General features: G+C 53.0%; 26 protein-coding genes and 1 other RNA gene. 13 read left to right on the forward strand and 14 right to left on the reverse strand.

Going from position 1 to position 24282, the window contains the following annotated elements; genetic code table 11:
- Positions 1-157 precede the first annotated feature (157 nt).
- Entirely contained in the window at positions 158-3607 is a 3450-nt protein-coding gene (locus HHI26_RS05875) for an autotransporter outer membrane beta-barrel domain-containing protein (protein ID WP_171148778.1), read from the forward strand.
- Positions 3608-3655: 48 nt separating this feature from the next.
- Here the strand turns inward: HHI26_RS05875 and HHI26_RS05880 are convergent, their stop codons facing one another.
- From HHI26_RS05880 to HHI26_RS05890, 3 genes are all read right to left on the reverse strand, one after another.
- On the reverse strand, positions 3656-4258 hold the full coding sequence (locus tag HHI26_RS05880; protein WP_171148779.1) for an Ail/Lom family outer membrane beta-barrel protein: 603 nt from the start codon (positions 4256-4258) through the stop codon (positions 3656-3658).
- A gap of 198 nt (positions 4259-4456) precedes the next feature.
- Positions 4457-5008: an adenine phosphoribosyltransferase gene (gene apt, locus HHI26_RS05885; protein ID WP_133845746.1), complete on the reverse strand. Its 552-nt coding sequence runs from the start codon at positions 5006-5008 to the stop codon at positions 4457-4459.
- 156 nt (positions 5009-5164) lie between these two features.
- The gene (locus HHI26_RS05890; RefSeq protein WP_133845747.1) at positions 5165-5542 is read right to left on the reverse strand and encodes a DUF454 family protein; all 378 of its coding nucleotides are present in this window, start codon (positions 5540-5542) and stop codon (positions 5165-5167) included.
- Positions 5543-5608: 66 nt separating this feature from the next.
- On the opposite strand from HHI26_RS05890, the gene HHI26_RS05895 reads away from it, so the two are divergent.
- The 3 genes from HHI26_RS05895 to rsmS all read left to right on the forward strand — a co-directional run bounded on the left by HHI26_RS05895 (position 5609) and on the right by rsmS (position 6644).
- Positions 5609-6145 (forward strand): primosomal replication protein, encoded by a 537-nt coding sequence (locus HHI26_RS05895; RefSeq protein ID WP_133845748.1) that lies wholly within the window; start codon positions 5609-5611, stop codon positions 6143-6145.
- Between the two features lie 67 nt (positions 6146-6212).
- A complete protein-coding gene (locus HHI26_RS05900; protein WP_133845749.1) occupies positions 6213-6458 on the forward strand; it encodes a hypothetical protein in 246 nt (81 codons plus the stop codon).
- A 36-nt stretch (positions 6459-6494) separates the two neighbouring features.
- Positions 6495-6644 (forward strand): pleiotropic regulatory protein RsmS, encoded by a 150-nt coding sequence (rsmS, locus tag HHI26_RS05905; protein WP_133845750.1) that lies wholly within the window; start codon positions 6495-6497, stop codon positions 6642-6644.
- Between the two features lie 7 nt (positions 6645-6651).
- Here rsmS and acrR read toward each other — a convergent pair whose 3' ends face one another.
- The gene (gene acrR, locus HHI26_RS05910) at positions 6652-7290 is read right to left on the reverse strand and encodes a multidrug efflux transporter transcriptional repressor AcrR (protein WP_133845751.1); all 639 of its coding nucleotides are present in this window, start codon (positions 7288-7290) and stop codon (positions 6652-6654) included.
- A 141-nt stretch (positions 7291-7431) separates the two neighbouring features.
- Between acrR and HHI26_RS05915 the strand changes: the two genes are divergently transcribed.
- From HHI26_RS05915 to ykgO, 4 genes are all read left to right on the forward strand, one after another.
- Positions 7432-8634 carry an efflux RND transporter periplasmic adaptor subunit gene (locus tag HHI26_RS05915; protein ID WP_133845752.1) on the forward strand — a complete coding sequence of 401 codons (1203 nt, stop codon included), beginning with the start codon at positions 7432-7434 and terminating at the stop codon, positions 8632-8634.
- 16 nt (positions 8635-8650) lie between these two features.
- Positions 8651-11803, forward strand: a complete 3153-nt coding sequence (gene acrB / locus HHI26_RS05920; protein WP_133845753.1) for a multidrug efflux RND transporter permease subunit AcrB — start codon at positions 8651-8653, stop codon at positions 11801-11803.
- Positions 11804-11944: 141 nt separating this feature from the next.
- Positions 11945-12205 carry a type B 50S ribosomal protein L31 gene (locus HHI26_RS05925; protein WP_133845754.1) on the forward strand — a complete coding sequence of 87 codons (261 nt, stop codon included), beginning with the start codon at positions 11945-11947 and terminating at the stop codon, positions 12203-12205.
- 9 nt (positions 12206-12214) lie between these two features.
- On the forward strand, positions 12215-12358 hold the full coding sequence (ykgO, locus tag HHI26_RS05930) for a type B 50S ribosomal protein L36 (RefSeq protein ID WP_012442195.1): 144 nt from the start codon (positions 12215-12217) through the stop codon (positions 12356-12358).
- 114 nt (positions 12359-12472) lie between these two features.
- Here the strand turns inward: ykgO and HHI26_RS05935 are convergent, their stop codons facing one another.
- The 4 genes from HHI26_RS05935 to HHI26_RS25610 are packed head-to-tail and all read right to left on the reverse strand — an operon-like array spanning position 12473 to position 15028.
- A complete protein-coding gene (locus tag HHI26_RS05935; RefSeq protein ID WP_133845755.1) occupies positions 12473-13351 on the reverse strand; it encodes a metal ABC transporter substrate-binding protein in 879 nt (292 codons plus the stop codon).
- Positions 13352-13353: 2 nt separating this feature from the next.
- The gene (locus tag HHI26_RS05940) at positions 13354-14217 is read right to left on the reverse strand and encodes a metal ABC transporter permease (RefSeq protein ID WP_133845756.1); all 864 of its coding nucleotides are present in this window, start codon (positions 14215-14217) and stop codon (positions 13354-13356) included.
- Entirely contained in the window at positions 14214-14903 is a 690-nt protein-coding gene (locus HHI26_RS05945; protein WP_133845757.1) for an ATP-binding cassette domain-containing protein, read from the reverse strand. The genes HHI26_RS05940 and HHI26_RS05945 overlap by 4 nt, the downstream gene beginning before the upstream one ends.
- Positions 14903-15028, reverse strand: a complete 126-nt coding sequence (locus HHI26_RS25610; RefSeq protein WP_259151068.1) for a hypothetical protein — start codon at positions 15026-15028, stop codon at positions 14903-14905. Before HHI26_RS25610 ends, HHI26_RS05945 begins: the two co-directional genes overlap by 1 nt.
- Positions 15029-15314: 286 nt before the next feature.
- Here HHI26_RS25610 and HHI26_RS05950 point away from each other — a divergent pair, with 286 nt between their 5' ends.
- The 3 genes from HHI26_RS05950 (at position 15315) to HHI26_RS05960 (ending at position 16444) form a co-directional block, all read left to right on the forward strand.
- The gene (locus HHI26_RS05950; protein ID WP_133845758.1) at positions 15315-15668 is read left to right on the forward strand and encodes a hypothetical protein; all 354 of its coding nucleotides are present in this window, start codon (positions 15315-15317) and stop codon (positions 15666-15668) included.
- Positions 15669-15815: 147 nt separating this feature from the next.
- Entirely contained in the window at positions 15816-16196 is a 381-nt protein-coding gene (gene tomB, locus HHI26_RS05955; protein WP_133845759.1) for an Hha toxicity modulator TomB, read from the forward strand.
- Positions 16197-16225: 29 nt separating this feature from the next.
- Complete coding sequence (locus HHI26_RS05960; RefSeq protein ID WP_133845760.1) at positions 16226-16444, forward strand: HHA domain-containing protein; 219 nt, start codon at positions 16226-16228, stop codon at positions 16442-16444.
- Between the two features lie 59 nt (positions 16445-16503).
- Here HHI26_RS05960 and ffs read toward each other — a convergent pair.
- An RNA gene (gene ffs / locus HHI26_RS05965) (signal recognition particle sRNA small type) lies at positions 16504-16600 on the reverse strand.
- 133 nt (positions 16601-16733) lie between these two features.
- Between ffs and HHI26_RS05970 the strand changes: the two genes are divergently transcribed.
- Positions 16734-17048, forward strand: a complete 315-nt coding sequence (locus HHI26_RS05970; RefSeq protein WP_133845785.1) for an MGMT family protein — start codon at positions 16734-16736, stop codon at positions 17046-17048.
- A gap of 29 nt (positions 17049-17077) precedes the next feature.
- Here the strand turns inward: HHI26_RS05970 and HHI26_RS05975 are convergent, their stop codons facing one another.
- Positions 17078-17635: a YbaY family lipoprotein gene (locus HHI26_RS05975; RefSeq protein WP_133845761.1), complete on the reverse strand. Its 558-nt coding sequence runs from the start codon at positions 17633-17635 to the stop codon at positions 17078-17080.
- 225 nt (positions 17636-17860) lie between these two features.
- Between HHI26_RS05975 and tesB the strand changes: the two genes are divergently transcribed.
- Positions 17861-18721 carry an acyl-CoA thioesterase II gene (tesB, locus tag HHI26_RS05980; RefSeq protein ID WP_133845762.1) on the forward strand — a complete coding sequence of 287 codons (861 nt, stop codon included), beginning with the start codon at positions 17861-17863 and terminating at the stop codon, positions 18719-18721.
- A 94-nt stretch (positions 18722-18815) separates the two neighbouring features.
- On the opposite strand, the gene amtB is transcribed toward tesB, so the two are convergent.
- The 4 genes from amtB to HHI26_RS06000 form a co-directional block, all read right to left on the reverse strand.
- Positions 18816-20117, reverse strand: coding sequence for an ammonium transporter AmtB (gene amtB / locus HHI26_RS05985; protein ID WP_171148780.1), 1302 nt, complete (start codon positions 20115-20117; stop codon positions 18816-18818).
- A 19-nt stretch (positions 20118-20136) separates the two neighbouring features.
- Positions 20137-20475: a P-II family nitrogen regulator gene (glnK, locus tag HHI26_RS05990; protein WP_007886947.1), complete on the reverse strand. Its 339-nt coding sequence runs from the start codon at positions 20473-20475 to the stop codon at positions 20137-20139.
- Between the two features lie 272 nt (positions 20476-20747).
- Positions 20748-22511, reverse strand: coding sequence for a SmdB family multidrug efflux ABC transporter permease/ATP-binding protein (locus HHI26_RS05995; protein ID WP_133845764.1), 1764 nt, complete (start codon positions 22509-22511; stop codon positions 20748-20750).
- Complete coding sequence (locus HHI26_RS06000; RefSeq protein ID WP_133845765.1) at positions 22504-24273, reverse strand: SmdA family multidrug ABC transporter permease/ATP-binding protein; 1770 nt, start codon at positions 24271-24273, stop codon at positions 22504-22506. The genes HHI26_RS05995 and HHI26_RS06000 overlap by 8 nt, the downstream gene beginning before the upstream one ends.
- Positions 24274-24282: the final 9 nt, after the last annotated feature.

Genomic DNA, 24282 nt, shown 5'->3' on the forward strand with positions numbered 1-24282 from the left:
TGCTTTCTCCCAGCATTAAAGGAATAACAGTGCAAAAACGTTCACCACGCCTCTGATACGCAATCATCCGGGTTTCCATTTTCCGGCGAATTGGTGCCGCCTTTTTTTCAAAAAATTGCAGCGCCACAAGGATCTCCACTGATTAACGGATTAATTTATGAAACATACAACAGCTAAACAGCTCGTGGATCTTCCGCTTAAAAAGCACCGTCTGCGTTCTTCCATTTCTACACTGGCCTTGCTCTCACTGCCGATATTCAGCGCCGTCCCTCTTGCATCGGCTGCCGCTGCACCTGGCACGAACGAAACCCAGCCCCTCAGCGAGATGACAGGACGTCACACTATTACGCAAGGAGATAAAGGTGGTAACGGCAGTGATGGCGCCGATGCAGGCCAGAGCGGCAGTGCAGGTAATGGAAGTAACGGGGGCAACGGTGGTGATGGCTACGATGGCCAGAACGGTAGCTCCTCTGCCGGTGGCAATGGCAACCCGGGATCACCAGCCGGACTGGCAACGAATGGCACCAGTGGCACTCGCGGCCCCCAGGGAAGTGATGGTTCTTCGGGTCAGGCGGGGGGATCAGGAACACTGATCGTCGAGGGTGATGATGCCTCCTTGGGTTCAGTCACTCTGGGGGGGAATGGCGGAGATGGCGGTGTGGCGGGTCAGGCCTCCGCGGGAAGTGCTGGAGGAATGGGCGGCAAAGGGGGGAGCGGCGGCAACGCTGGCGATGGCGGACAGGGCGGCGCAGGGAGCAACACCGATATCGACGGCTATGGTGGTAACGGCGGCAGAGGTGGCGATGGAGCAGCGGGTGCTGCAGGCGGCCTCGGTGCCGCAGGTGCGTCAGGATCACTCGGTGGCCAAGGCGCTCAGGCTGCAAGCGGGGGGAACGCAGAACTCACGCTGACTAACGGTAATTTTTATGCTGACACGATCCTACTTGGCGGCACGGGTGGAAAGGCAGGCGCTGCCAGTAACGGGTCTGCGGGGGGCCGGGGTGGCGACGGTGGCAGCGCGGGCTCCCGGGGCCAGGATGGCATTCAAGGTGAGAACGGCTCTGACGGACTGGCCAGCAGCGGTGGCCTGGGTGGTCAGGGCGGCACCGGGGGGACCGCAGGTCGCGGTGGCAACGGCGGAGACGGGGGTGCCGGTGCCGCGGGAAGCAACGGCGGCAACGGAGCGCAAGGTGGCTATGCTGAACTGAGCCTGAACAATGCCGATTTAACAGTCAAAAACAACCTGCAGGCAGGGGGGGCTGGCGGCCAGGGTTCTCGCGGCGGTAATGGCGGAGAAACCGGCCTCAATGGCGCATCATTGTCCGGTATCGGTGGTATTGGCGGCGCAGGAGGGGATGGTGGTACAGGTGCCATTGGTGGTGATGGCGGAAACGCAACCATCAACATCGCTACCAGCCACCTTTCTATTCATTCGATAACGCTTGGGGCTGATGGAGAACGTGGTGGGGCTGGTGGTAATAGCGCATCCGATGCTATCGGTGGCCAGGGAGGTGCAGGCGGTCACGGGGGCAGCGGCACCTTGAATGTTGAGGATAGTCATATCACCAATAGCAGCTTCCTCCAGCTGGGGGGGAACGGCAGCCAGGCAGGAACTAGCGGCACCACTTCTGGCGGCACTGGTCCAGGTCTCGGTGGCAAGGGTGGCAATGGGGGCACCGGTTCTGCTCTGTTTAAAAACAGTAGTGGCCATATCGCTACTGATATCGTGCTCGGCGGCAACGATGGCGGACAGGAGAATGAATCAGGCCTGGCGGGCAATGGGCAGCTCACCATCGAAAGCGGTAACTACACCGCAGACAGCTTAACCATCGGCCAGGCAGACACCCGCTACGGTAGTGAAAACCAGTACCTGCAAACTGGCGGCATCTTCACGGCCGACAATACCGGGTTGCGCTCCGGTGCACTACGCGTTAACGGTGGAATGTTTGCCAGTACGCACCTTGATGCCTCACGAGGGCAGATGGATGTCATGGGCAAAGGCACCGCGATTATCGGAACACGTGAACTGAACGCTGAACTCTGGCAGCAAGGCGCCGGATGGATGGCACAGCAGCAGTCTGAACCGTTTGCCGGAACGCTGGCTATTGCAGCAGGTGAAACCGTCGATTTGTCCAGCCCGGATCTGCACTGGAGTATTGGCAGCGACAGACATCTCAATCGATTCGATGATGCATCACTGACGATCGTTTCCGCAAAAACCTACGTGGACCAGGGTTCATCCGCCCTGCTGATCGGGGACGGGAGCGTGGCCCTGACGGCGAAAATGCTGGTCATCACCGATGACAATCTCAAAACGGGGGAACGCTTCATCGCCAGCGAAGGAGGCAATACGACGGAGGGTTTCTGGCAGCAGCAGAATATTACCAGCAGTAGCCGTCTGTTTAAGATGGGCAGCAGCGTGGAGGGCAATGCCCATCATCTGACCGCTGCACAGACCAGCCAGCCGCTTTTGCCACCGGACACACAGGACCTGATGGCCAATATGGCTAAAACGCAGGGTGTTAATACTCACTCTGACGATGCAGGCCAGCGCTTTATTTCGCAGTCGATGGATATTCGTTATATCCGCGAAGAGGTTCTCGCCAGTAAAGTCGTGCAGTCAGCATTACATATCGCCTCTGTGGTGGGTGTCCAGCACAGCACCTTTATGGCGCTGTCAGCGGCTCGTCATGCGGTTGAGCATCATCTCTCTGGCATTGCATCAATGCCCGGGGCACAGGCTGCGACAGGCGTTAATCTATGGGCGACGCTGCTGTCTGATAACAGCCGTTCTCATGGGTTTTCTTCAGGACGTTGGCAGGCTCGCTCTTCTGCAAATCTCGGTGGACTGGCATTAGGGAGTGATTTCCGTTTTGATGCCGGCGACTTCGGCATGATGACTACCGGTATGGCGCTGAATACGGGCGGGGGCAAAAGTACCAGCCATGGAAACGTGAGCCCAACGCGTAATGACTTCAACTTTTGGGGAAGCTCACTCTACAGCAGTTGGCAACGGGGCGCGCTGAATGTGATGGCAGATGTCAGTTACACCGGCAGCCGTAACAGAATGAAACAGCAAAGCCCGGCTGAGATTGAGGGTGGGTCGCTGCGGGCCAGAATGAACAGCTGGGCGCTGAGCAGTGGTATCACGGCCAGTTACCAGTGGAATAACAAACTGGCCGATGTGACGCCACATGCAGGAATACATTATACGCGACTGAAAAGCGAGGCCTTTACTACGCATAACGAGCTGGGAACGATGTTTGAAACAGCGGGTGACTCACAGAAAATCTGGTCATTCCCGCTGGGCGTTTCGCTGTCCAGGACGTTCACAGCCAGTAAAGGCTACCAGGTTAAGCCTTTACTGGACCTGACGTGGACCGGCAACAGCGGGGACGTCAAAGCGAAAAGCCGTAGCTGGCTTCCGGGCGAGGAAGCCAGCTACTCAATGACCGATTCAAGTATTACCGATCATTCCGTGTTCACCAGTAACATTGGCATTGAGCTGTCGCACGACGCATTGTCTTACAGTCTTAACTATCAGTTGAATGCGTCATCGCACATCACCGACAACACCATTTATGCCGGGATCAGGTTCGCGTTCTAATGATTATCAGGGGCAGCTTCGCTGCCCTTTCTACTCTTCGTATCCCCATCAGAATCGATAACCTATCCCAACATTAAACCCGTTGCTGGACGTTTTCTGCACGTGCCCGGCCTGGTAGCCAACATCCACCGCTACGTTATCAATCAGGTTGAACTGCACCCCTGCTCCCCAGGCAAAACGCGCATCAAATATTTTATAGCGCCCGGTACTGTCCCCGCCTGGGTTATGGTAGTCAGTCTGGTTGCTGCTGCTTTCCCAGCCCGCCCCTCCCAGCAAGTAAAGGCTGGCCCAGCTCGTCGCCCGCCAGGCAGGCCCGACCATCAGGCTATAGTAACGCACGCGGTGGTGCTTCACTTCTCGGGCATCGCTTCCTCCGACACTCTGGCTACCCCTGCCGCTCATGCCGCTGAAAGAGACCATCGCGCTCAGAGGTAATTCCGGGATTTCATAGCGATACTTCGCATTGACCCCTTTCATGGCTTTGAAATGTGAGATGTGGCTTTCAGTGTAACCCAGCGTGAAAGTATGCCGCCCGCTAAAGCTTTCCGGCGGGTAGGCCTGCTGTAACGGCTTTTGTGCGGTGCTGGCAACAACGTCTTCAGCCCCGGCAAGCAGAGGAAAAAACAGCAATACAGTCATGGTTTTTTTCATTTCACTCTTCCCTGACGCCTGTGAAATCACAGCTTGATGTTGGCTGTCGTATTTTAGAGCAGAGAATCAACCGTTCGCCGCGAATCGTGCCGAACAGCGGGCGAGCGCATTTTTAGTATTGATAAAGGGGCGGGAAGCGAAAAGCGGGAAAAAGAAGAGAGTCGTAACAAGGCCGGGGTTAACCCGGCCTGATCAAGCTTAGTGACCGGGGAAGTTCACCAGGCTGTAGCTTTCAATACCCTGCGCTTTCAGGCGAGATTCGCCGGTCAAATCAAACAGGTTAATGATAAATGCAGCGTCTTTTACGCTGCCACCTGCACGGCGAATCAGCTTCACCGTTGCTTCAATAGTGCCACCGGTTGCCAGCAAGTCATCGATCACCAGAACAATATCACCCGGCTGAATCGCATCACAGTGCAGTTCCAGCGTGTCTGTGCCGTATTCCAGCTCATAGGTTTCAGCAAAGGTTTTACGTGGCAGTTTGCCTGGCTTACGTACCGGCACAAAACCTACTCCCAGTCCTAGCGCAACCGGTGCACCGAACAAAAACCCTCGCGCTTCAGTGCCCACTACTTTGGTGATGCCAGCGTCACGATAGCGTTCAACCAACAGTTCAATGCTCAATGCAAACGCTTTCGGATCTTCCAGCAGGCTGGTCACGTCACGAAAGAGAATACCCGGCTTTGGGTAATCCGGGATGCTTTTGATACTGTTTTTAATCAATTCAAGCTGCTGCGCAGTCGCGGTCATAATGTTATGCCTGGTAAATACAAATCTGACTCGCGCAGCTTCATTCCACTCTGCGGCAGGGTTGCCGGGTGAAATTCAGACGTTGAGGGGAAGCCGCGCACGAAAACGACCAAATCTATGCAAACCGCCGGACAATTGCAACCGTGTTAAGCAAAATCACCGCTTTTCTTGCCCTTCATCAACCACGGGTATACGAATCATAAAGACCAGCAGCGCGCAGAGGATCGCCAACAGTAACAGACGCACCCAAAGGATCTTGACCATCCACAGCGAAAAAGCAAAAGTGATCAGAATAAACAGGATCGCCCTGCCCTTAGCACCTGGAGGCATCGCCCGGTGTTGCTGCCAGTGACGCAAATATCGACCAAATACCGAGCGGTGCAGCAGCCAGTAATGAAAACGCGGTGAAGAACGGGCAAAACACCAGGCGGCCAGCAGTAAGAATGGCGTGGTGGGCAGCAACGGCAACACCACTCCCAACGTCGCTAACACCACAGCAAGCCAGCCTAAAACAATAAGAATATAACGTTGCATGGCACACCCGGAAAAATGTCTCAGAATCAGGGTATCATACAGAGCATTACCGCCACGGAGAATAAGATGAAAAGCGCAGGTTTACTGCAACAACTCGATATGCAACTCGAACAACTTGCGCACGCCGTGGAACCTCATGCCAATAATCGCACTGCACAGGCACGCTTCGATATTAAATTGTTTCACTGCCACACCACCCGACTGGGCGATTATTTACTGGAAGTTCGCCAGACGATGGCACAGCTGAAACAAAGCGTACGTGATAACCGTATGGAGAGCGTGGCCTGGATGGCTGAACGGGTAGTGATGCAGATGAGCGCCCTGCAACGTGAGCTGGCAACGCAGAAAATGCGTCGCAGTGAGTCTCGCCCTGTTCCGGTCAAAGAGAATTTATATGAGAAACTGGCCGAGCATCAGGATTTCGAACGTCGCTTACGTGCCATGATTATCGACCGGGAGAGTTTGCTGGCCGTTCAGGAAACCCTGGCACAACAGCAACAGTTGCAACGGGAAGTCGCTGCTCTGGAAGGACGGTTACAGCGATGTTTGCAAGCCCTCAAGCGAATTGAACGCGCCATTGAAAATCGCGAACGTAGCAGCTAGCCTCGTCTCATCCCCTGCCGAATCGGGGACTATAATAGTCACATTGTCCTGTAACTGGAGAGCGAAAATGGGTCTGATTTCCTGGATAATCATCGGTCTTCTGGTGGGTTTTATTGCACGCTATTTTTTTCCTGGCCGCCCGGGCGGGCTGGTGCCCACATTAGTACTTGCCGCCGTGGGAGCGTTGATTGGCGGCTATATCAGTACCTATATGAATAACGGCACGCTGGCCACCCTCGACCCACATACGATGCTGACTTCACTTATAGGTGCACTGGTGATGACGGGTATCGTCAAAATTTTACGTATCTGACCGCTGATTGTCTGCATTCAGAAATAAGGAGCAAGTATGTCACTGGAAACCGCGCCGGAAGAAATCAAACTCGCCGTCGATTTGATTATGCTGTTGGAAGAAAATCATGTTGCACCAGAAACCGTTCTGGCTGCGCTGGCGATCGTACAGCGGGATTTTGAACAGAAAGTCGCCAGCCAGTCATAATCGGCGGTTAAACTGACTGACGTAACGTCGGACAGAGCGCCAGCATATCAATGAGCGTTTCCACTAATTGCGGCGCATCACCGGCTAAATCAAAACTGCCCGGCATAAATAACCAGTTTTCCATGATGCCACTGATGTAGCCACGCATCACAACGGCAGCACGCCGGGTATCCAGATTTTCGGGGAGTTGTTTTGCATCAATGCACTGCGATAAAACCTCTTCTATCTTTTCATAACATTCAAGATAGAGATTTTGTTGCATCAGTTGTAGGGTAGTCATTTCTCCAACAAACTCACATTTGTGGTAAATAATTTCCATAAGTGCACGCCTTCTTGGGTCACTGGCTGCTGCGTCAAGGACATACAACAACATTGCGCGCATTACAGATAGTGGATCAGAAGGATATTTTGATTGATACTCAAGCTCCAGGTCCGCCATTCCGGATTCGGATTGCGCCCAGATTTCATTCAGCAAATCAGTTTTATTTTTGAAATGCCAGTAAATAGCACCCCGCGTCACGCCAGCACTTGAGGCAATATCCGCCAGTGACGTTTTGGATACGCCATGTTCAGAGAAGCGCTTAATTGCGGCATCAATGATGTGATTGCGCGTTTCCTGCGCCTGTTGTTTGGTATTTCGTGCCATGAGGGTGTGATTTACAAAGAGTTAGACTTACATACATTTCCGAATGTATGTACCATATCACGACCATAATTTAAACGCAGCAATGGGTTTATGGGTTTGTAATCCATTGAACAATCGATATCGGACACTCGAGGTTTATTTATGAACAAAAACAGAGGGTTAACGCCTCTGGCGGCCGTTCTGATGCTCTCAGGCAGCTTAGTGCTAACGGGTTGTGACAACAAAGAATCTCAGCAAGCCGGACAGCAACAGCAGGCACCTGAAGTGGGTATCACAACGTTGAAAAGCGCCCCGCTTAAAATTACTACCGACCTGCCAGGTCGAACCTCATCGTTCCGTATTGCAGAAGTTCGCCCACAGGTATCTGGCATTATTCTGAAACGCAACTTCGTTGAGGGTAGCGATATCAAGGCTGGCGAGTCTTTATATCAAATTGACCCCGCCACATATCAAGCTGCTTATAGCAGTGCGAAAGGTGATCTGGCACAGGCACAAGCCAATGCACAGATTGCCGCATTGACGGTAAAACGCTACAAGCCCCTGTTGGGTACTAAGTACATCAGCCAGCAGGACTACGACCAGGCAATGGCAACGCAAAGCCAGACCGCCGCTGCCGTTCAGGCTGCTCAGGCCACTGTAGAAACAGCACGCATCAACCTCGCCTATACTCGAGTGACCTCACCTATCAGCGGTCGCATCGGTAAATCGTCGGTGACGGAAGGCGCTTTAGTTGCCAGTGCGCAAACCACTGCGTTGGCAACCGTACAGCAACTTGACCCTATCTATGTTGATGTGACCCAATCCAGCGAAGATTTCATGCGCCTGCGTGATGAACTTAATTCCGGCAAACTTCAGCAGACCAATGGTAAAGCTGAAGTCAAACTACTGATGCAAAATGGTAGCGAATACGCGCAGAGCGGAACATTAGAATTCTCTGATGTCACTGTGGATGAAACCACAGGTTCGATCACATTACGTGCCGTGTTCCCTAACCCTGATCATAGTCTGCTGCCGGGTATGTTTGTGCGTGCCCGTCTGGATGAAGGCACCAACCCGAATGCACTGTTGGTTCCTCAACAGGGTGTGACCCGTACGCCAACCGGTCAGGCAACTGCCATGGTTGTGGGCGCGGACAATAAGGTTGAAGTCCGTAATCTGACTGCCGACCAGGCATTTGGTGATAAGTGGCTGGTGTCTGCCGGTCTGAAAGATGGCGATCGTGTGATTGTGACCGGTCTGCAACGCGTGAAACCTGGTGCAGCGGTAACGCCTCAGGAAGTCAGCGATGACAGCGCCAAAGCAGGTTCCGAGTCTCAGGCGAAGTCTGAACAACCGAAGTCTTAACAGGAGCCACTGAGACATGGCTAAGTTTTTTATCGATCGCCCCATCTTTGCCTGGGTAATCGCCATCATTATTATGTTGGCGGGTGCGCTGTCGATTCTTAAACTACCGATCGAGCAATATCCAAACGTTGCTCCAACGGCAATTGAGATCACAGCAACCTACCCTGGCGCTGATGCGAAAACACTGCAAGACTCCGTCACGCAGGTTATCGAACAAAACATGAACGGCATCGACGGCCTGATGTATATGGGCTCCAGCAGTGACTCCTCCGGGACGCTGCAGCTGACGCTGACCTTTGAATCAGGGACTAATGCTGACATCGCTCAGGTACAGGTGCAGAACAAACTGCAACTGGCGATGCCGCTACTGCCGCAGGAAGTGCAACAACAGGGGATTAAGGTTCAGAAATCCTCGAGCAGCTTCCTGATGGTCGCCGGTTTCATCAATGACAACGGCACCATGACCCAGAACGATCTCTCCGACTATGTCGGGTCGAACATTAAAGACCCTATCAGTCGAGTGTCAGGCGTGGGTGATACACAGCTGTTCGGTGCACAGTACGCCATGCGCATCTGGATGGACCCTCACAAGCTCAATAACTACTCGCTCACGCCCGTTGATGTCATTAGTGCCATCAATACCCAGAACGCCCAGGTGGCAGCGGGTCAGCTCGGCGGTTCTCCGCCTGTTGCCGGCCAGCAGCTTAACGCGTCTATTATTGCGCAGACACGCCTGACCTCGGCGGAAGAGTTCGGCAAAATTCTGCTGAAGGTGAATACCGACGGTTCGCGTGTTCGTCTGAGTGATGTCGCGCATATTGAGCTGGGTGGTGAAAACTACGAGATTATTGCGCGTTATAATGGACAACCGGCTTCCGGTCTGGGGATTAAGCTGGCAACCGGCGCTAACGCACTGGACACCGCCGCAGCAGTGAAAGCGGAATTGACTAAGCTGGAGCCTTTCTTCCCTGCCGGGATGAAGGTGGTTTATCCGTATGACACCACGCCATTCGTTAAGATTTCGATTAACGAAGTGGTGAAGACGCTGGTCGAAGCTATCGTGCTGGTGTTCCTGGTCATGTATCTGTTCCTGCAAAACTTCCGCGCAACGCTGATCCCAACGATCGCCGTGCCAGTCGTACTGCTGGGAACGTTTGCCATTATCAGCGCCTTCGGATACTCGATAAACACGCTAACGATGTTCGGGATGGTGCTGGCCATCGGCCTGCTGGTGGATGACGCCATTGTGGTGGTGGAAAACGTCGAGCGCGTCATGGCCGAAGAGGGCCTGCCACCGAAAGAAGCCACACGTAAGTCAATGGATCAGATCCAGGGGGCGTTGGTTGGTATTGCCCTTGTACTGTCGGCTGTATTTATCCCGATGGCATTCTTCGGCGGCTCTACCGGCGTTATCTACCGTCAGTTCTCAATTACCATTGTTTCTGCGATGGTGTTGTCGGTAGTGGTGGCGTTGATCCTGACCCCGGCACTCTGTGCAACGATGCTGAAACCGATTGCGAAAGGCGATCACGGTAAGACGACTGGATTCTTCGGCTGGTTTAACCGCCTGTTCGACAAGAGTACCAATCATTATACCGAAAGTGTTGGCCACATCGTTCGCAGTACCGGTCGTTATCTGGTGATTTACCTGCTGATTTTCGTGGGCATGGCTTTCCTGTTCCTGCGTCTGCCGACCTCCTTCCTACCGGAAGAAGATCAGGGTGTGTTCCTGACGATGGCCCAGCTCCCTGCTGGTGCGACTCAGGAGCGTACTCAGAAAGTGCTGGACCAGGTGACGGATTACTACCTGAATAAAGAAAAAGCTACGGTTAACTCTGTGTTTACTGTTAACGGCTTTGGCTTTGCAGGTCGTGGTCAGAACACCGGCCTCGCCTTTGTCAGTCTGAAGCCGTGGGATGAACGTCCAGGTGCCGACAATAAGGTTCCTGCAATTGCCGGGCGGGCAATGGGCGCACTTTCCGTCATTAAAGATGCGATGGTGATTCCTTTCAACCTGCCAGCCATTGTTGAACTGGGTCAGGCAACAGGCTTCGACTTCCAGCTAATCGATCAGGGCGGTTTAGGCCATGAAAAACTGACTGCCGCACGTAACCAGCTGCTGGGTATGATTGCCCAACATCCGGATGTACTGGTGGGTGTGCGTCCTAACGGACTGGAAGACACTCCGCAGTACAAACTGACTATCGACCAGGAAAAAGCACAGGCGCTGGGGGTATCGCTGTCTGATATCAACACCACACTGGCAGCCGCCTGGGGTGGCTCCTATGTCAATGACTTCATTGACCGTGGTCGTGTTAAGAAAGTCTACGTGATGGGTGAAGCACCTTACCGTATGTTGCCTGGTGATATCGGCAACTGGTATGTGCGTTCTACCAGCGGCGAAATGGTGTCATTTAATGCCTTTGCGTCAGCCAACTGGGTTTATGGTTCGCCACGTCTGGAGCGTTATAACGGCCTTCCATCCATGGAGCTGTTAGGGCAACCAGCACCGGGTAAAAGCTCCGGTGAAGCCATGGACCTGATGCAGGATCTGGCCTCTAAGCTGCCAACCGGTATCGGCTATGACTGGACGGGCATGTCTTACCAGGAGCGTTTATCTGGTAACCAGGCTCCAGCGCTGTACGCCATCTCACTGATTGTGGTGTTCCTGTGTCTGGCAGCGCTGTATGAGAGCTGGTCAATTCCGTTCTCTGTCATGCTGGTGGTGCCATTGGGTGTGGTCGGTGCGCTGATCTTCACCACCCTGCGCGGGTTAAGTAATGACGTTTACTTTGTTGTGGGGCTGCTAACAACCATAGGGTTGTCGGCGAAGAACGCCATCCTGATAGTCGAGTTTGCTAAAGACCTGATGGAAAAAGAAGGCAAAGGGCTGGTTGAGGCCACGCTGGAAGCGGTGCGCATGCGTTTACGTCCGATTCTGATGACCTCTCTAGCCTTTATCCTGGGTGTTCTCCCGCTGGCTATCAGTAGCGGTGCAGGCTCCGGTGCTCAGAACGCCGTTGGTACGGGCGTAATGGGCGGTATGGTCACTGCAACCGTCCTGGCAATCTTCTTCGTTCCTGTGTTCTTCGTGGTGGTCCGCCGCCGCTTCAGTAAGAACAAAGAGGAGCTGGAACACAGCCATCCGGTTGATTCACAGCATCACTAATCAACGCTGAGTTGATGTGAATAAGAGGCTGCCTTCGGGCGGCCTTTTTTTTTGCTATTTCCCTGCCCTTTCTGCGGTTGCAATTTAAAAAGCGGCAGCGCATAATATTGTTATAGTATAACATTACATTAAGGGTAGAAAATGAAACAGGGTATTCATCCTGCTTACCGCCAGGTGGTATTCCATGACACCACGGCTGATGCTTACTTTGTGGTGGGTTCCACCATCAAAACTGACCGTACAATCGAACACGAAGGCAAAGAGATGCCATACGTCCTGCTGGACGTCTCTTCTGCCTCACACGTTTATTACACCGGTAAACAGAAAGATTTTGCTAAAGAAGGCAGTGCAGCACGCTTCAGCCAGCGTTTTGGCGGTTTTCTTGGCGCGATGAAAAAATAAGGAGCCATCATGCAGGTATTAAGTTCTCTGGCTTCGGCCAAAAAGCGTCACAAAGATTGCAAAATTGTTCGCCGTCACGGCCGTGTATTTGTCATTTGTAAGAGTAACCCCCGCTTCAAAGCCGTACAGGGCCGGGGCGGAAAGAAACGCTGATTGCTGTAGCCATGTCGTCATGCCAAAGGGGATAGCTTGCGCTATCCCTTTTTTTATCTTTTCGACCAACAGTATCAGCCAAACTACCGTGGCCGGGCGTACCCGGCACACGGTTTACTTCATACTGTTGACCATCGCATTCACATTGTGTTTGAACGCTGCGACATAACTGTCAGCAGCACCGCCCTGAGCAGTCAACGCCTCAGGATAAAGCTCTCCGCCTGATGTGGCGCCACCCGAGGCCGCAATCTGCTTCACCAGGCGCGGGTCGGTCTGGTTTTCAATAAAGTACACGTGGATTTTTTCGTGCTTCAGCTGGGTAATCAATCCGGCAACGTCAGAGGCGCTGGCTTCTGACTCCGTGGAGAAACCCACCGGCGACAGGAACTTCACGCCATAACGCTGGCCGAAATAACCAAACGCATCATGGCTGGTCAGCACCTTACGCTTCTCTTGAGGGATCGTACTGAACGCCTTCTGCGCCCAACTATCCAGCTGTTTCAGCTGCTCAATATACGCGCTCCCCTGTTGACGGAAATAATCCGCATCCTCCGGATCAGCGGCAATCAGCGCATTCATCACATTGGTGGCATAGGTCACACCATTCTGCATACTGTTCCATGCATGCGGATCGGTAATAGTCTGTCCATCCTCTTCCATTTTACGGGTATTGATGCCACTGGATGCCACCACAGTCTGGCCTTTATAGCCAGATGCCGTGATCAGGCGGTCCATCCACCCTTCCATCCCCAGGCCACTCACAAAAACCACATCAGCATGGGCAAGCGCCTGGCTGTCTTTCGGCGTTGGTTCAAAGCTGTGCGGATCGCCATTTGGCCCTACCAGGCTTTTGACGACAACATGCTCACCGCCAACATTTTTCACAATATCAGCCAGCACGGTAAAGCTGGCTACCGCCTCAACTGTTTTTGCCATCGCCAGTGGGGTGGCCATTAATGCTGATAATGCCAGCGCTACAGGTAACTTCTTCATGCTTACTCCTTCACCATAGACAATGTTTTGCGTGAGGAAAAAATTCCGCCGCAAGGTCCGATTAAAATAGAAATAAAGAATAAAATTGCCGCACTGAGCACCACAGCAGGCCCGGCGGGTAATGAGAGATAAAATGAGGCGTACAGACCGCCAAAGCTGGCGAGGGTCGCCAGTAGCATTGCAGCTGCCAGCGTGCCGGAAAGATGCCGACTCCAGAAACGGGCGCTGGCAGCGGGCAGCATCATCAGCCCGACACTCATCAGCGTGCCGAGGACCTGAAAACCTGCCACCAGATTGACTACAACCAGTACAAGGAAAATACCGTGAACCAGTGGTGAGGCCCAACGGTTCTGAGCGCGCAAAAAAGTGGGGTCAAATGCGTCAATCACCAGCGGCCGATAGATCAGGGAAAAAATGAGCAGAGAAACGCCACTGATGGTACTGACCAGCACGATAGAGGGAACATCCACCGCCAGCAGCGAGCCAAACAGCACGTGCAGCAGATCCACGCTGGAACCGCGTAATGACACCAGCGTAACGCCCAGCGCCAGTGAGCCGAGATAGAAACCGGCAAAGCTGGCATCCTCGCGCAAAGGGGTATAACGACTCACTGCACCTGATAAAAGCGCCACCGTCAGTCCGGCAATGGCACCACCAATGCCCATCGCCACCAGTGAGAGACCGGAAAGCAAATAGCCAATCGCCGCACCGGGAAGAACCGCGTGGGACAACGCATCCCCGACCAAGCTCATGCGGCGTAGTAAAAGAAAGACTCCCAGCGGAGTGGCACTGAGAGACAACGCCACACAGGCAACCAGCGCACGACGCATAAAACCAAATTCAATAAACGGGTGTAGCAACATCATGCGCTGGCTCCTCCGCTGCGTCCGAAGTTCAGCCCGGTCACCCCACAGTCGCGGCATGACCACTCGCTGTGCTGTTCTTTCAGGCGTAATACCTGAGGAAAATGCTGTGCCACCGTCGCCATATCATGCAGAACGACGATGAGTGTGCAGCCCGCGTGATGGCGCTCTGCTAACAATGCCAGTAGTAGCGCAATGGTGTCGCTATCAACGCCGCTAAAGGGTTCGTCAAGTAACAGCAATTCCGCATCCTGCACCAGCAGTCGGGCAAACAGTACACGCTGGAGTTGCCCCCCTGATAGGGTCCCAGGTGCCGCTTCCGCAAAGGGAAGCATGTTGACACGATCCAGCGCCGACAGAGCCTGTTGACGCTGCTGACGGGAGATCCCTCTGAACCAGCCGCAGTGCCGCCAGAACCCCATCACCACCAGATCAAACACCGTAAGCGGAAAACTTTTTTCAATGTCAGAATGCTGTGGCAGCCAGGCTATGGAAGGGCGTGGCGTGGTAAAACTGACCGAGCCACTGACAGCAGGCAGCATCCCACATAAGGTTTTCAATAGTGTTGACTTGCCACAGCCGTTTGCGCCGACCAGCGCCGTCATACTGCCACGGGCAAATTCACCGCCCAGCACGGGGCTCACTGCACGGTGCTGATAGCCAACAACGAGTTGATTGAGTACGATCATCAGATAATGGCCCACCAGGTTAGCAGAACCAGCAGACTCACCAGCAGCGCGGTGAGGACCATGCGCAGCCACGCCGGGCAACTCAACAATGTGCCAAGACGTAAAAACACGGGGGAGGAATTCATGGAAATGACACTTTAATGTTATAACATAACAACAAAATAGCGCGAATCGAGCGGTAACGGTAAAGCAAAAATGTATCTAAGTATTTCACTTTACGATAAGGAATATGTCCCTATATATATTAAAAAAACTCAACAAGTCTTTACGCTAGTGACAACCAGAGCATTTAGCGACAAAATAATTAACTGACAAATCATCACCATAGACTACACTTCATTTATACAGCGGTCTATTTTACCATCAGAAGCAATTACCCTGATTAGTAAACATTAACTCTGTGGAGAAAAAATGCGCAAAACCTTACTGTTAAAATATCGTCAAGACGAGCTTAATCCACTAGAATTAATGCAAGAGATACAACAGATAATTCCCAAAATAGAAGATGACCTTGTGGGATCTCTTCAATGGTATTCATCAAATGCGCGATATGTTCCCGACAGTATCAGAATTATTTCCCTGGAACATTTGGAGCAATCGCGTTATAAACTTAACTATAGTTTTCACTGGAACGTGTTCAATGCCTGCCTGGATATTGATACGTTTGAAACAACCAACCAGTCAGTCAATTTTAGCTGGAACGCAGATGCGCTGGTGTTTGATTTCATTGATAACGATCGTAATGCAATGTCAGATGAATTGTAATAATGAGTCAAACATCTAACGTTTATTTTAATTTTAGTTATATTTTGTATAGATAAATTTAGTTGAGATGTATTTATCACTTCCTGGCACACCATGTTTAAAAGTGCAGTCAAATAGCATGTTTCGCAAGCTTAGGAGGGGAAAAAGATGGACGAATACTCGCCGAGAAGGCATGATATTGCCCAGCTTAAATTCTTGAGTGAAAGCCTGTACGATGAAAGCCTTGCAACGTTAGGCGACAGCCATCACGGCTGGGTTAATGATCCTACCTCTGCTGCCAATCTACAGCTTAACGATCTGATTGAGCATATTGCGGCATTCACGATGAATTACAAAATTAAGCACATTGAGGATAGTGATCTGATAACTCAGGTTGATGAATATCTTGATGACACCTTCATGTTGTTCAGTAATTACGGCATTAATGCTCAGGACTTACAGCGCTGGCAGAAATCAGCAAAGAGACTGTTCAATATTTTTGCAGAAGAATGTGCAACAAGTCGGACCCAGGCCAGCCATTCCTTTTAGCAACCCATTACTTTTTCTACGGTTTAATAATGACAGACAAACTTTTAACGAAAACTGATTATCTTATGCGCCTCAGACGTTGTCGTTCTATCGACACGCTTGAGCGCGTGATTGAAAAGAACAAGTACGAATTATCTGATGACGAATTAGCCATATTTTATTCTGCTGCCGATCACCGTTTGGCGGAACTCACAATGAATAAGCTTTATGACAAGATACCGGTAGCGGTCTGGAAGTTTGTGCGTTAATGAGTGTGGCTGGTTTGAGTAAGGCGGGAAAAGCTGGTAAGGGCAGAATTGGGTGGGGGCCCTGCCAGCTACATCCCGGCACACGCGTCATCTGTTACGGCTGCTTCCTTCCGGATCTGACCGAGTTCACAAATTAGCATTGCGGGAGAACCAACCGGGCCCCCATTGAGTGCCCTGGGTAACCAGAGCGCAGGCATTATCAATGATGCCCCTGCCAATTGCAAGCAACCCCGGGATGACCGTTGGTTTCTTGCACGATCTGCAGTTTATTTCCCCGGTACGGAACACCATGACCTTCGAAGACGATAGCTTTCAACAACGCATCTACACTATTGTCGCCGCCATTCCTTTTGGCTATGTGACCACTTACGGTGAAATCGCTCAGCTAGCCGGTTCTCCTCGTGCCGCACGTCAGGTTGGAGGCGTACTGAAACGCCTGCCTGCGGGGAGTAAACTTCCCTGGTATCGCGTGATTAACCGTAAAGGAGAAATCTCGCTGGTGGGGGACGATCTCGGTCGACAGCGCAGAGCACTAATAGACGAAGGGATTGAAGTCTCCCAGGAAGGAAAGGTCGATCTTAAACGTTATCGCTGGCAACCATGATAACGCCCCTTTCGGGGCGTAAAACTACGTTACAGTGAGGTGGGTGCCGGTACGGCAGAAGAAGGGGAAACCTGCGTTGGCGATGTTAATGGCACCGTCGTGGCAGCTCCGCTCTGCGTTGGCACGGCAACGGAAGGTACTGGCACCAATGTCAGATCCTGATGTGTTCCACCCGTGGTCACTACCTGCTTCACCGTATCAGTAATAAACAGCATTTTACCGTCGACCGTCACGGCGGCACTCAGCAGAATGCGTGCATTGGGTTGAATGTCTGCCGGATTAAACGGCAAGGTAAACTTGAAAGGCGCCTGCTTACCTTCAGTACGAACAGCACGCTGGGATAGCACCTTCGATGGTGCATCCGCCAGCGAAGCATCCGACAGTGTCACTGTCAGTACCGCATCCGGCGGCAGAGCCACCTTTTGGCGGATCCATACTGTACCGCTCACGTTAGGCTGTTTCATCGTCGTCTGCTGGCCCGCCACCTGGGAGCCGAGCGTCGGCGTCGGCACATCTTTGCTTTTATCAGCACAGCCTGAAATTGCTACAACCAGCGCCGCACCACTTAATACATGCCAAAATTTCATTGATAGTTTCTCCTTCCGATCAATGCTTACGGCAGTCACTTCGCCGCACAAAGACAGTTTTTACTGTCTGCGTAGCTTTAATTCTGGCACAAGTTGCTGATTTTTTCCTGGAAGCACCGCAAGTCTGGCTTTATCAGCTTCCCACACAGATCGCATAAACAGTCGTTGACGCTAACTGGTCGGATCTCGCAAACTGGTGGCGATAAAACTATTGAGGAACAGAATATGGGCCAGGCGTTACAAAACTTGTTAAATCTTCTGGACCTGGAGACGCTGGAAGAGGGTCTGTTTCGTGGGCAGAGCGAAGATCTGGGTTTGCGCCAGGTGTTTGGTGGACAGGTGGTCGGCCAGGCGTTGTATGCGGCCAAACAAACCGTTCCACAGGATCGCATTATTCACTCCTTCCATAGCTATTTCCTGCGCCCGGGCGATAGCCAGAAAGCGATCATTTATGATGTGGAAAATCTGCGCGATGGCCAGAGCTTTAGCGCCCGCCGGGTAAAAGCCGTGCAGAACGGCAAGCCCATTTTTTATATGACGGCCTCATTCCAGGGGCCAGAAAGCGGCTTTGAACATCAGAAAACAATGCCTGAGGTTCCAGGGCCGGATAACTTGCCCTCTGAGACAGACATTGCTCGCCAACTGGCGCAATACATTCCAGAGAAGGCTCGTGATAAGTTTTTATCCGAAAAACCCTTTGAGATCCGCCCGGTGGAGTTCCATAACCCACTCAAAGGACATGTCAGTAAACCCGCCCGCTATACCTGGCTACGCGCCAACGGCAGCATGCCGGAGGATAAACGCATTCATCAGTATCTGCTGGGCTATGCGTCTGACTTCAACTTCCTGCCTGTTTCATTGCAGCCTCACGGAAAAGGTTTTCTGGAGCCAGGTATGCAAGTCGCCACCATTGACCACTCGATGTGGTTCCACCGTCCCTTTGACCTCAACGAATGGCTGCTGTACAGCGTAGAGAGCACTTCTGCCTCCAGTGCCCGTGGTTTTGTGCGCGGTGAGTTCTGGAACCAGCAGGGTGTGCTGGTGGCATCGACGGTGCAGGAAGGGGTGATCCGCCAGCGTTCATAATCAGAGGCATAAAAAAGCGGGCCATGATGGCCCGCTTCGTCTTTTATTATTTTTTAGCGCACTACTTTTCTTCAGCCTTCAGCACAGCAATCACTTACTGGTTGTAAGCATTCTCGCCATGGCTATTGACGTCCAGACCTTCACGCTCCTGATCTTCCGGAACACGCAGGCCCACAATCATATCGGCAACTTTGAAACCGATGAAGGCAACAACCGCAGTCCAGACGATGGTCAGACCGACGCTGAACAGCTGTACCCAGACCTGATGGCCCATGGTGACGCCTTCTGCATAACCCACGCCGCCCAGTGAAGAGGAGGCAAATACGCCGGTCAGGATGCAGCCTACGATACCGCACACACCGTGAACACCGAACACATCACAAGGGTCATCAACACGCAGCCATTTCTTCAGGATGGTCACACCCCAGAGACCGGCTAATCCACCAACCAAACCAATAATCAGTGCACCGCCCACACCCACATAGCCGCAGGCTGGGGTGATAGCCACCAGGCCGGCAATCACGCCAGAGCTGACGCCCAGCAGAGATGGCTTACCGCGCAGCGCCCACTCACCGAAGGTCCAGCTCAGCATCGCACCTGCTGTAGCAATCACGGTGTTGAGGAAGGCCAGACCCGCGATTTCGTTAGCAGCGCTGGCAGAACCTGCATTGAAGCCGAACCAGCCAAAGTACAGAATAGCCGTACCGGTGAACACCATCGGCAGGTTATGGGGTTTGAAAGCTTCTTTACCGAAACCAGCACGTTTACCCACCAGGTAAGCACCCACCAGGCCTGCTACCGCGGCGTTAATGTGAACAACAGTACCGCCCGCAAAGTCCAGCGCGCCGTCAGCCGCCAGGAAGCCGCCTGCCCATACCATGTGTGCAATTGGCAGGTAAGCGAAGGTCAGCCAGATTACAACGAAGATCAACAATGCAGAGAAACGAATACGTTCTGCGATGGAACCGACAATCAGACCCACGGTGATACAGGCGAAGGATGCCTGGAACGCCACGTGGATGTACTGATAGTAAGACCCCATCACCGCAGTAGGGGTGATATTTTTCAGCATTGCCCAGTTGAAGCTACCGAAGAAGGCGTTGCCCTCGCTGAACGCCAGTGAGTAGCCGTAAACCATCCACAGCACACAGACCATCGCGAAGGTCATGGCAACCTGAGTCAGCATCGACAGCACGTTCTTGGCGCGAATCAGGCCGCCGTAGAACAATGCAATACCAGGGATTGTCATAAACAGCACCAGCGCGGTGCAGATCATCATAAAGGCGTTATCAGCTTTGTCGGCTACTGCAGGAGCAGCGGCCATTGCCAGCGACGGTAAAAGAGCAACACCGGCGAGGCCTAACTTAGCGAGTTTTTTCATTTTGTCCCATCCCATCACAATTCTGAGCCCCGAATTACAGTGCTGCTTCGTCAGTTTCGCCGGTGCGAATACGGATGACACGTTGCAGTTCTGCAACGAAGATCTTCCCGTCACCAATTTTGCCTGTGTAGGCCGCTTTACTAATCACATCAACCACTTCATCAAGCTGGTCGTCAGCAATAGCAATATCAATTTTTACTTTTGGCAGGAAGTTCACGCTGTATTCAGCACCGCGATACAGTTCTGCATGCCCTTTCTGGCGGCCGAAGCCTTTGACTTCAGTGACGGTCAGACCCTGAATGCCGATTGACGACAGTGCTTCACGCACGTCTTCCAGTTTGAACGGTTTGATTACCACGGTAACCAGCTTCATACGATCCCCTCCAGGTAAAAAAATAGGTTGTTTCAGCGACACGAAATGATTAAAGCAAAGGCTGTGCCAGAGTTTAAAAATCTGAATTTTTCAGACGATTAGTCAGAGCTGGTCTGAGTCGTAGCTGAGACGCAGATCACAGAGAAAAGAAAGGCACAGAAAGGAGTATAGAAAAAACGCACCAGAAAGGTGCGCTATGCGTTAGAGCGGTGCATTTGTAGGGTTATTGAGTGTTTATTCGCCTGAATTTGGTGCAGCGCAACGGCAGCGATTTAGCTGCTCTCTGCCACTGCCAGCTCCTCACCCGCAAGTTGTAGTTGGTACATCTGCCAGTAGCGCCCTTGTGCAGCCAGCAGTTGCTGATGGCTGCCACGCTCCACTGCCTGCCCACGGTGCAATACCATAATGGTATCGGCTTCGGTGATGGTTGACAGTCGGTGAGCAATCACCACCAGCGTAGTACGCTGACGCACGATCTGCAGGGCTTTCTGGATAGCCTGTTCCGTACCGGAATCGATATTCGCGGTCGCTTCATCCAGGATCAGGATCTGAGGTGTGGCCACCAGCACCCTCGCCATTGCCAACAGCTGTTTCTGTCCAACGGAGAGATTATTGCCCTGCTCCCCTAAGCGCGTATGGATCCCTTCAGGTAACTCACGTGCCAGTGCCGCCAGCTGTACCGTTTCCAGCGCCTGCCAGACGGCATCCTCGCTAATATCCCGTCCCAGCGTGACATTGGCAAAGAAAGTATCGGCCAGCACCACCGGATCCTGTTGTACCATCGCCACACTCCCCCGCAACGCGGCATGGCTGAGGGAGGCGAGTGGACGTCCGTCCAGTTTGATTTCGCCCTGGCTGAGCGGGTAATACCCCATTAGCAGGTTAGCGAGCGTACTTTTTCCACTGCCGGTGTGCCCGACCAGCGCGACAAAATGGCGCGATGGCACAGACAGGTTAATATCCGTTAACACCGGGCGGCCAGTGCGATAAGCAAAGGTCACATCACGAATATCGATACTGCCGCTGGCAAGTGGCGTGTTGTCATCGCCATATGGCTGACGTGGTGCATCCATCAGTTCAAAGATACGCTCACCCGCCACCACCGCCTGTTGCAGCATCGATTGCTGGGTCGTCAGTTCGATTAGCGGCTCATTCAGGCGCCCGAGGTAGTTGATAAAGGCATATAACACGCCGACCTCAATCGACCCTACAGAAGAAAAACCGAACAGCATCATCAATCCGCACAGGATCATGGCAGAAAACAGGCTGAGCAGCGGTCGCAGGAGAAAACCATCCAGCCTTAGCGTCTGCATACGCGCCATATAATGAGAGCGGCTGGCCTCCCCCATACGTTCACCGAAACGAGCCTGCTGGCGAAACTGCTGGATCACACTCATGCCATTGATGACTTCATTGAAGCCGTTATTGATTTCTGCCAGATAGCTGCGCACCCGGCGCACAATCGGCGTGCTGTAACGCTGGTAAATCAGCATAACGATCAGTACCGCCGGGAAAATGGTGATGGCAACCAGCGCCATGCGCCAGTCAAGACTGAACATCGCCACCAGCATCGCCCCCACCAGCGCTGCACTGCGCAATACAGTGGCAACAACGGTCACGTAGAGATCACGTACCACCTCGGTATCATTGGTAACACGCGAAATAATCTGCCCGACCGGCTGGGTATCAAATGCGCCCAAAGGCTGGCGAAGTGCAGCATCCATCACATCAGTACGCAGGCGCTGTACCACGCCAACGGCGGCCTGATTAAATAACAGTGCCTGACAATAATGCAGCGCCGCCGCCAACAGTTGCAACAGCAGAAAACTGACCACAAGGCCAGCGGCCAGTCCAACAGGCATACGGTGTTTTGCCACCATATTGTCGATAAAGTAGCTGACTAAAACAGGTCCCAGCACTTCGGCGGCAGCGGCCACCCACAGCATCAGCACGGCCAGGCTCAGGGACTTACGCCACGGCGCACCGTAGGAGAGCAGCCGTTTAATGGTTGGCCACAATTGAGTGACATTAGCCATGCGCAGCTCCCTGTTCTGTTTCATCGTCGTCCAGTGCCGCTTCCAGCTGTTGGTAACGGTACATATCGCGATACCAGCCTGAAGCGGCGGCCAGTTGCTCATGATCGCCACGCTGCGCAACCTGCCCGTGTTGCAGGACCAGAATTTCACTGGCCTCGGTCAGGGCAGAGAGACGATGAGCGCTGATAATAATCGTACGTCCTTCGCCCCAACTGCGCAGGTTATGCAGGATTTGGTGTTCAGTGCGGCCATCTACCGCAGAGAGGGCATCATCCAGCACCAGAATCTCGGCATTCAGCAGCAATGCCCGGGCAATGGAGATACGTTGTTTCTGCCCACCCGACAGCATCACACCACGTTCGCCCACTTCAGTTTGATAGCCCTCAGGGAGCCGTAAAATGTCGTCATGAACAAAGGCAAGCTGTGCAGCGTGCTCAATCTCACTTTGCGTTGCACCAGGACACCCCAGCGCAATATTGTTAGCGACGCTGTCGGAGAACAGGAATGGCGTCTGACTGACTACCGCCAGTCGGCTACGCCAGCCATCGAGCTGCAACTGCGGCAGAGGGATATCGTGGTAACGAATATCGCCCTGATCAATATCGAAGTGACGCTGGATCAAACTGAGTAAAGTGCTTTTACCCGATCCCGTTGGGCCACAAAGCCCCAGCATTTGCCCTGGATTAACCTGAACCTTCAGATTACGCAACGCAGGTTGCTGCGCCCCGGGGTAACAAAACTCCCGCACCGAAATCTGCAACAGGCCGCGCCCCTCTGGCAACGGTTTGTCTCCATCAACCACTGCAGGCGCTTCTGCTAACAATGCCTGGATTCGTGTCCAGGCGGCGCTGCCACGCTCGACAATATTAAACATCCACGCCAGCGCCAGCATGGGCCAGATCATCAGCCCCAGATACATGACAAAGCTGGTGAGCTGCCCGAGGGTCATTGTGCCGTGCCAGACCATCCAGCTGCCGCCGCCAATCGCCAGCAGATTTGACATGCCAATAGCGATGTAGATCGTCGGATCGAAGCGTGCATCCACCCGCGCCACGCGCAGATTCTTCTCTCCGGTGTCTTTAGCAATCGCCGCAAACTGGCCTGACTGATGATCTTCCAGCCCGAAGGCTTTAATCATACGGATGCTGCTCAGGCTTTCCTGCGTCTGGTCGTTTAGCGAGGAGAAAGCAGCCTGGGCTAGCTTAAAGCGATGATGTAACTGGTCGCCGTAACGTTTGATCACCAGCGCCATGATCGGCATCGGTAACAGGGCAAGCAGGGTTAAGGTACCGCTAATCTGGGTACTCATCACAATCAGTACGGCCATGCCCATCACCAGTGAATCCACCAGCGTCAGTACGCCTTCGCCTGCCGCGAACACCACCCGGTCAACATCGTTAGTGGCACGGGCAATCAGATCACCGGTACGATGGCGTAAATAGAATCCGGGGTGCTGACGGCTGAGCTGGCGATAAAAATCTTCACGCAGTTCTACCGCCAACTGATAGGAGGCACCGAACAACAGCACGCGCCAGACATAACGCAATAAATAGACGATGATTGCCGTAGCCAGCATCACGCCAACCCACATCATCAGTTGGCCGTTGCTCATCCCATCGCGACTGACGCCATCGACGATCTTTCCCACCACATGTGGTGGCAGGAGTTGCAGCAAGGCAATCACGATTAACAGCAAAACCGCACCGAGATAGCGGCGCCATTCGCGCAAAAAATACCAGCTTAGTTGGCTAAAAAGTCGCAAAAAAATGTC

Source organism: Erwinia sp. JH02 (assembly GCF_013074405.1).
Lineage (GTDB): Bacteria > Pseudomonadota > Gammaproteobacteria > Enterobacterales > Enterobacteriaceae > Erwinia > Erwinia rhapontici.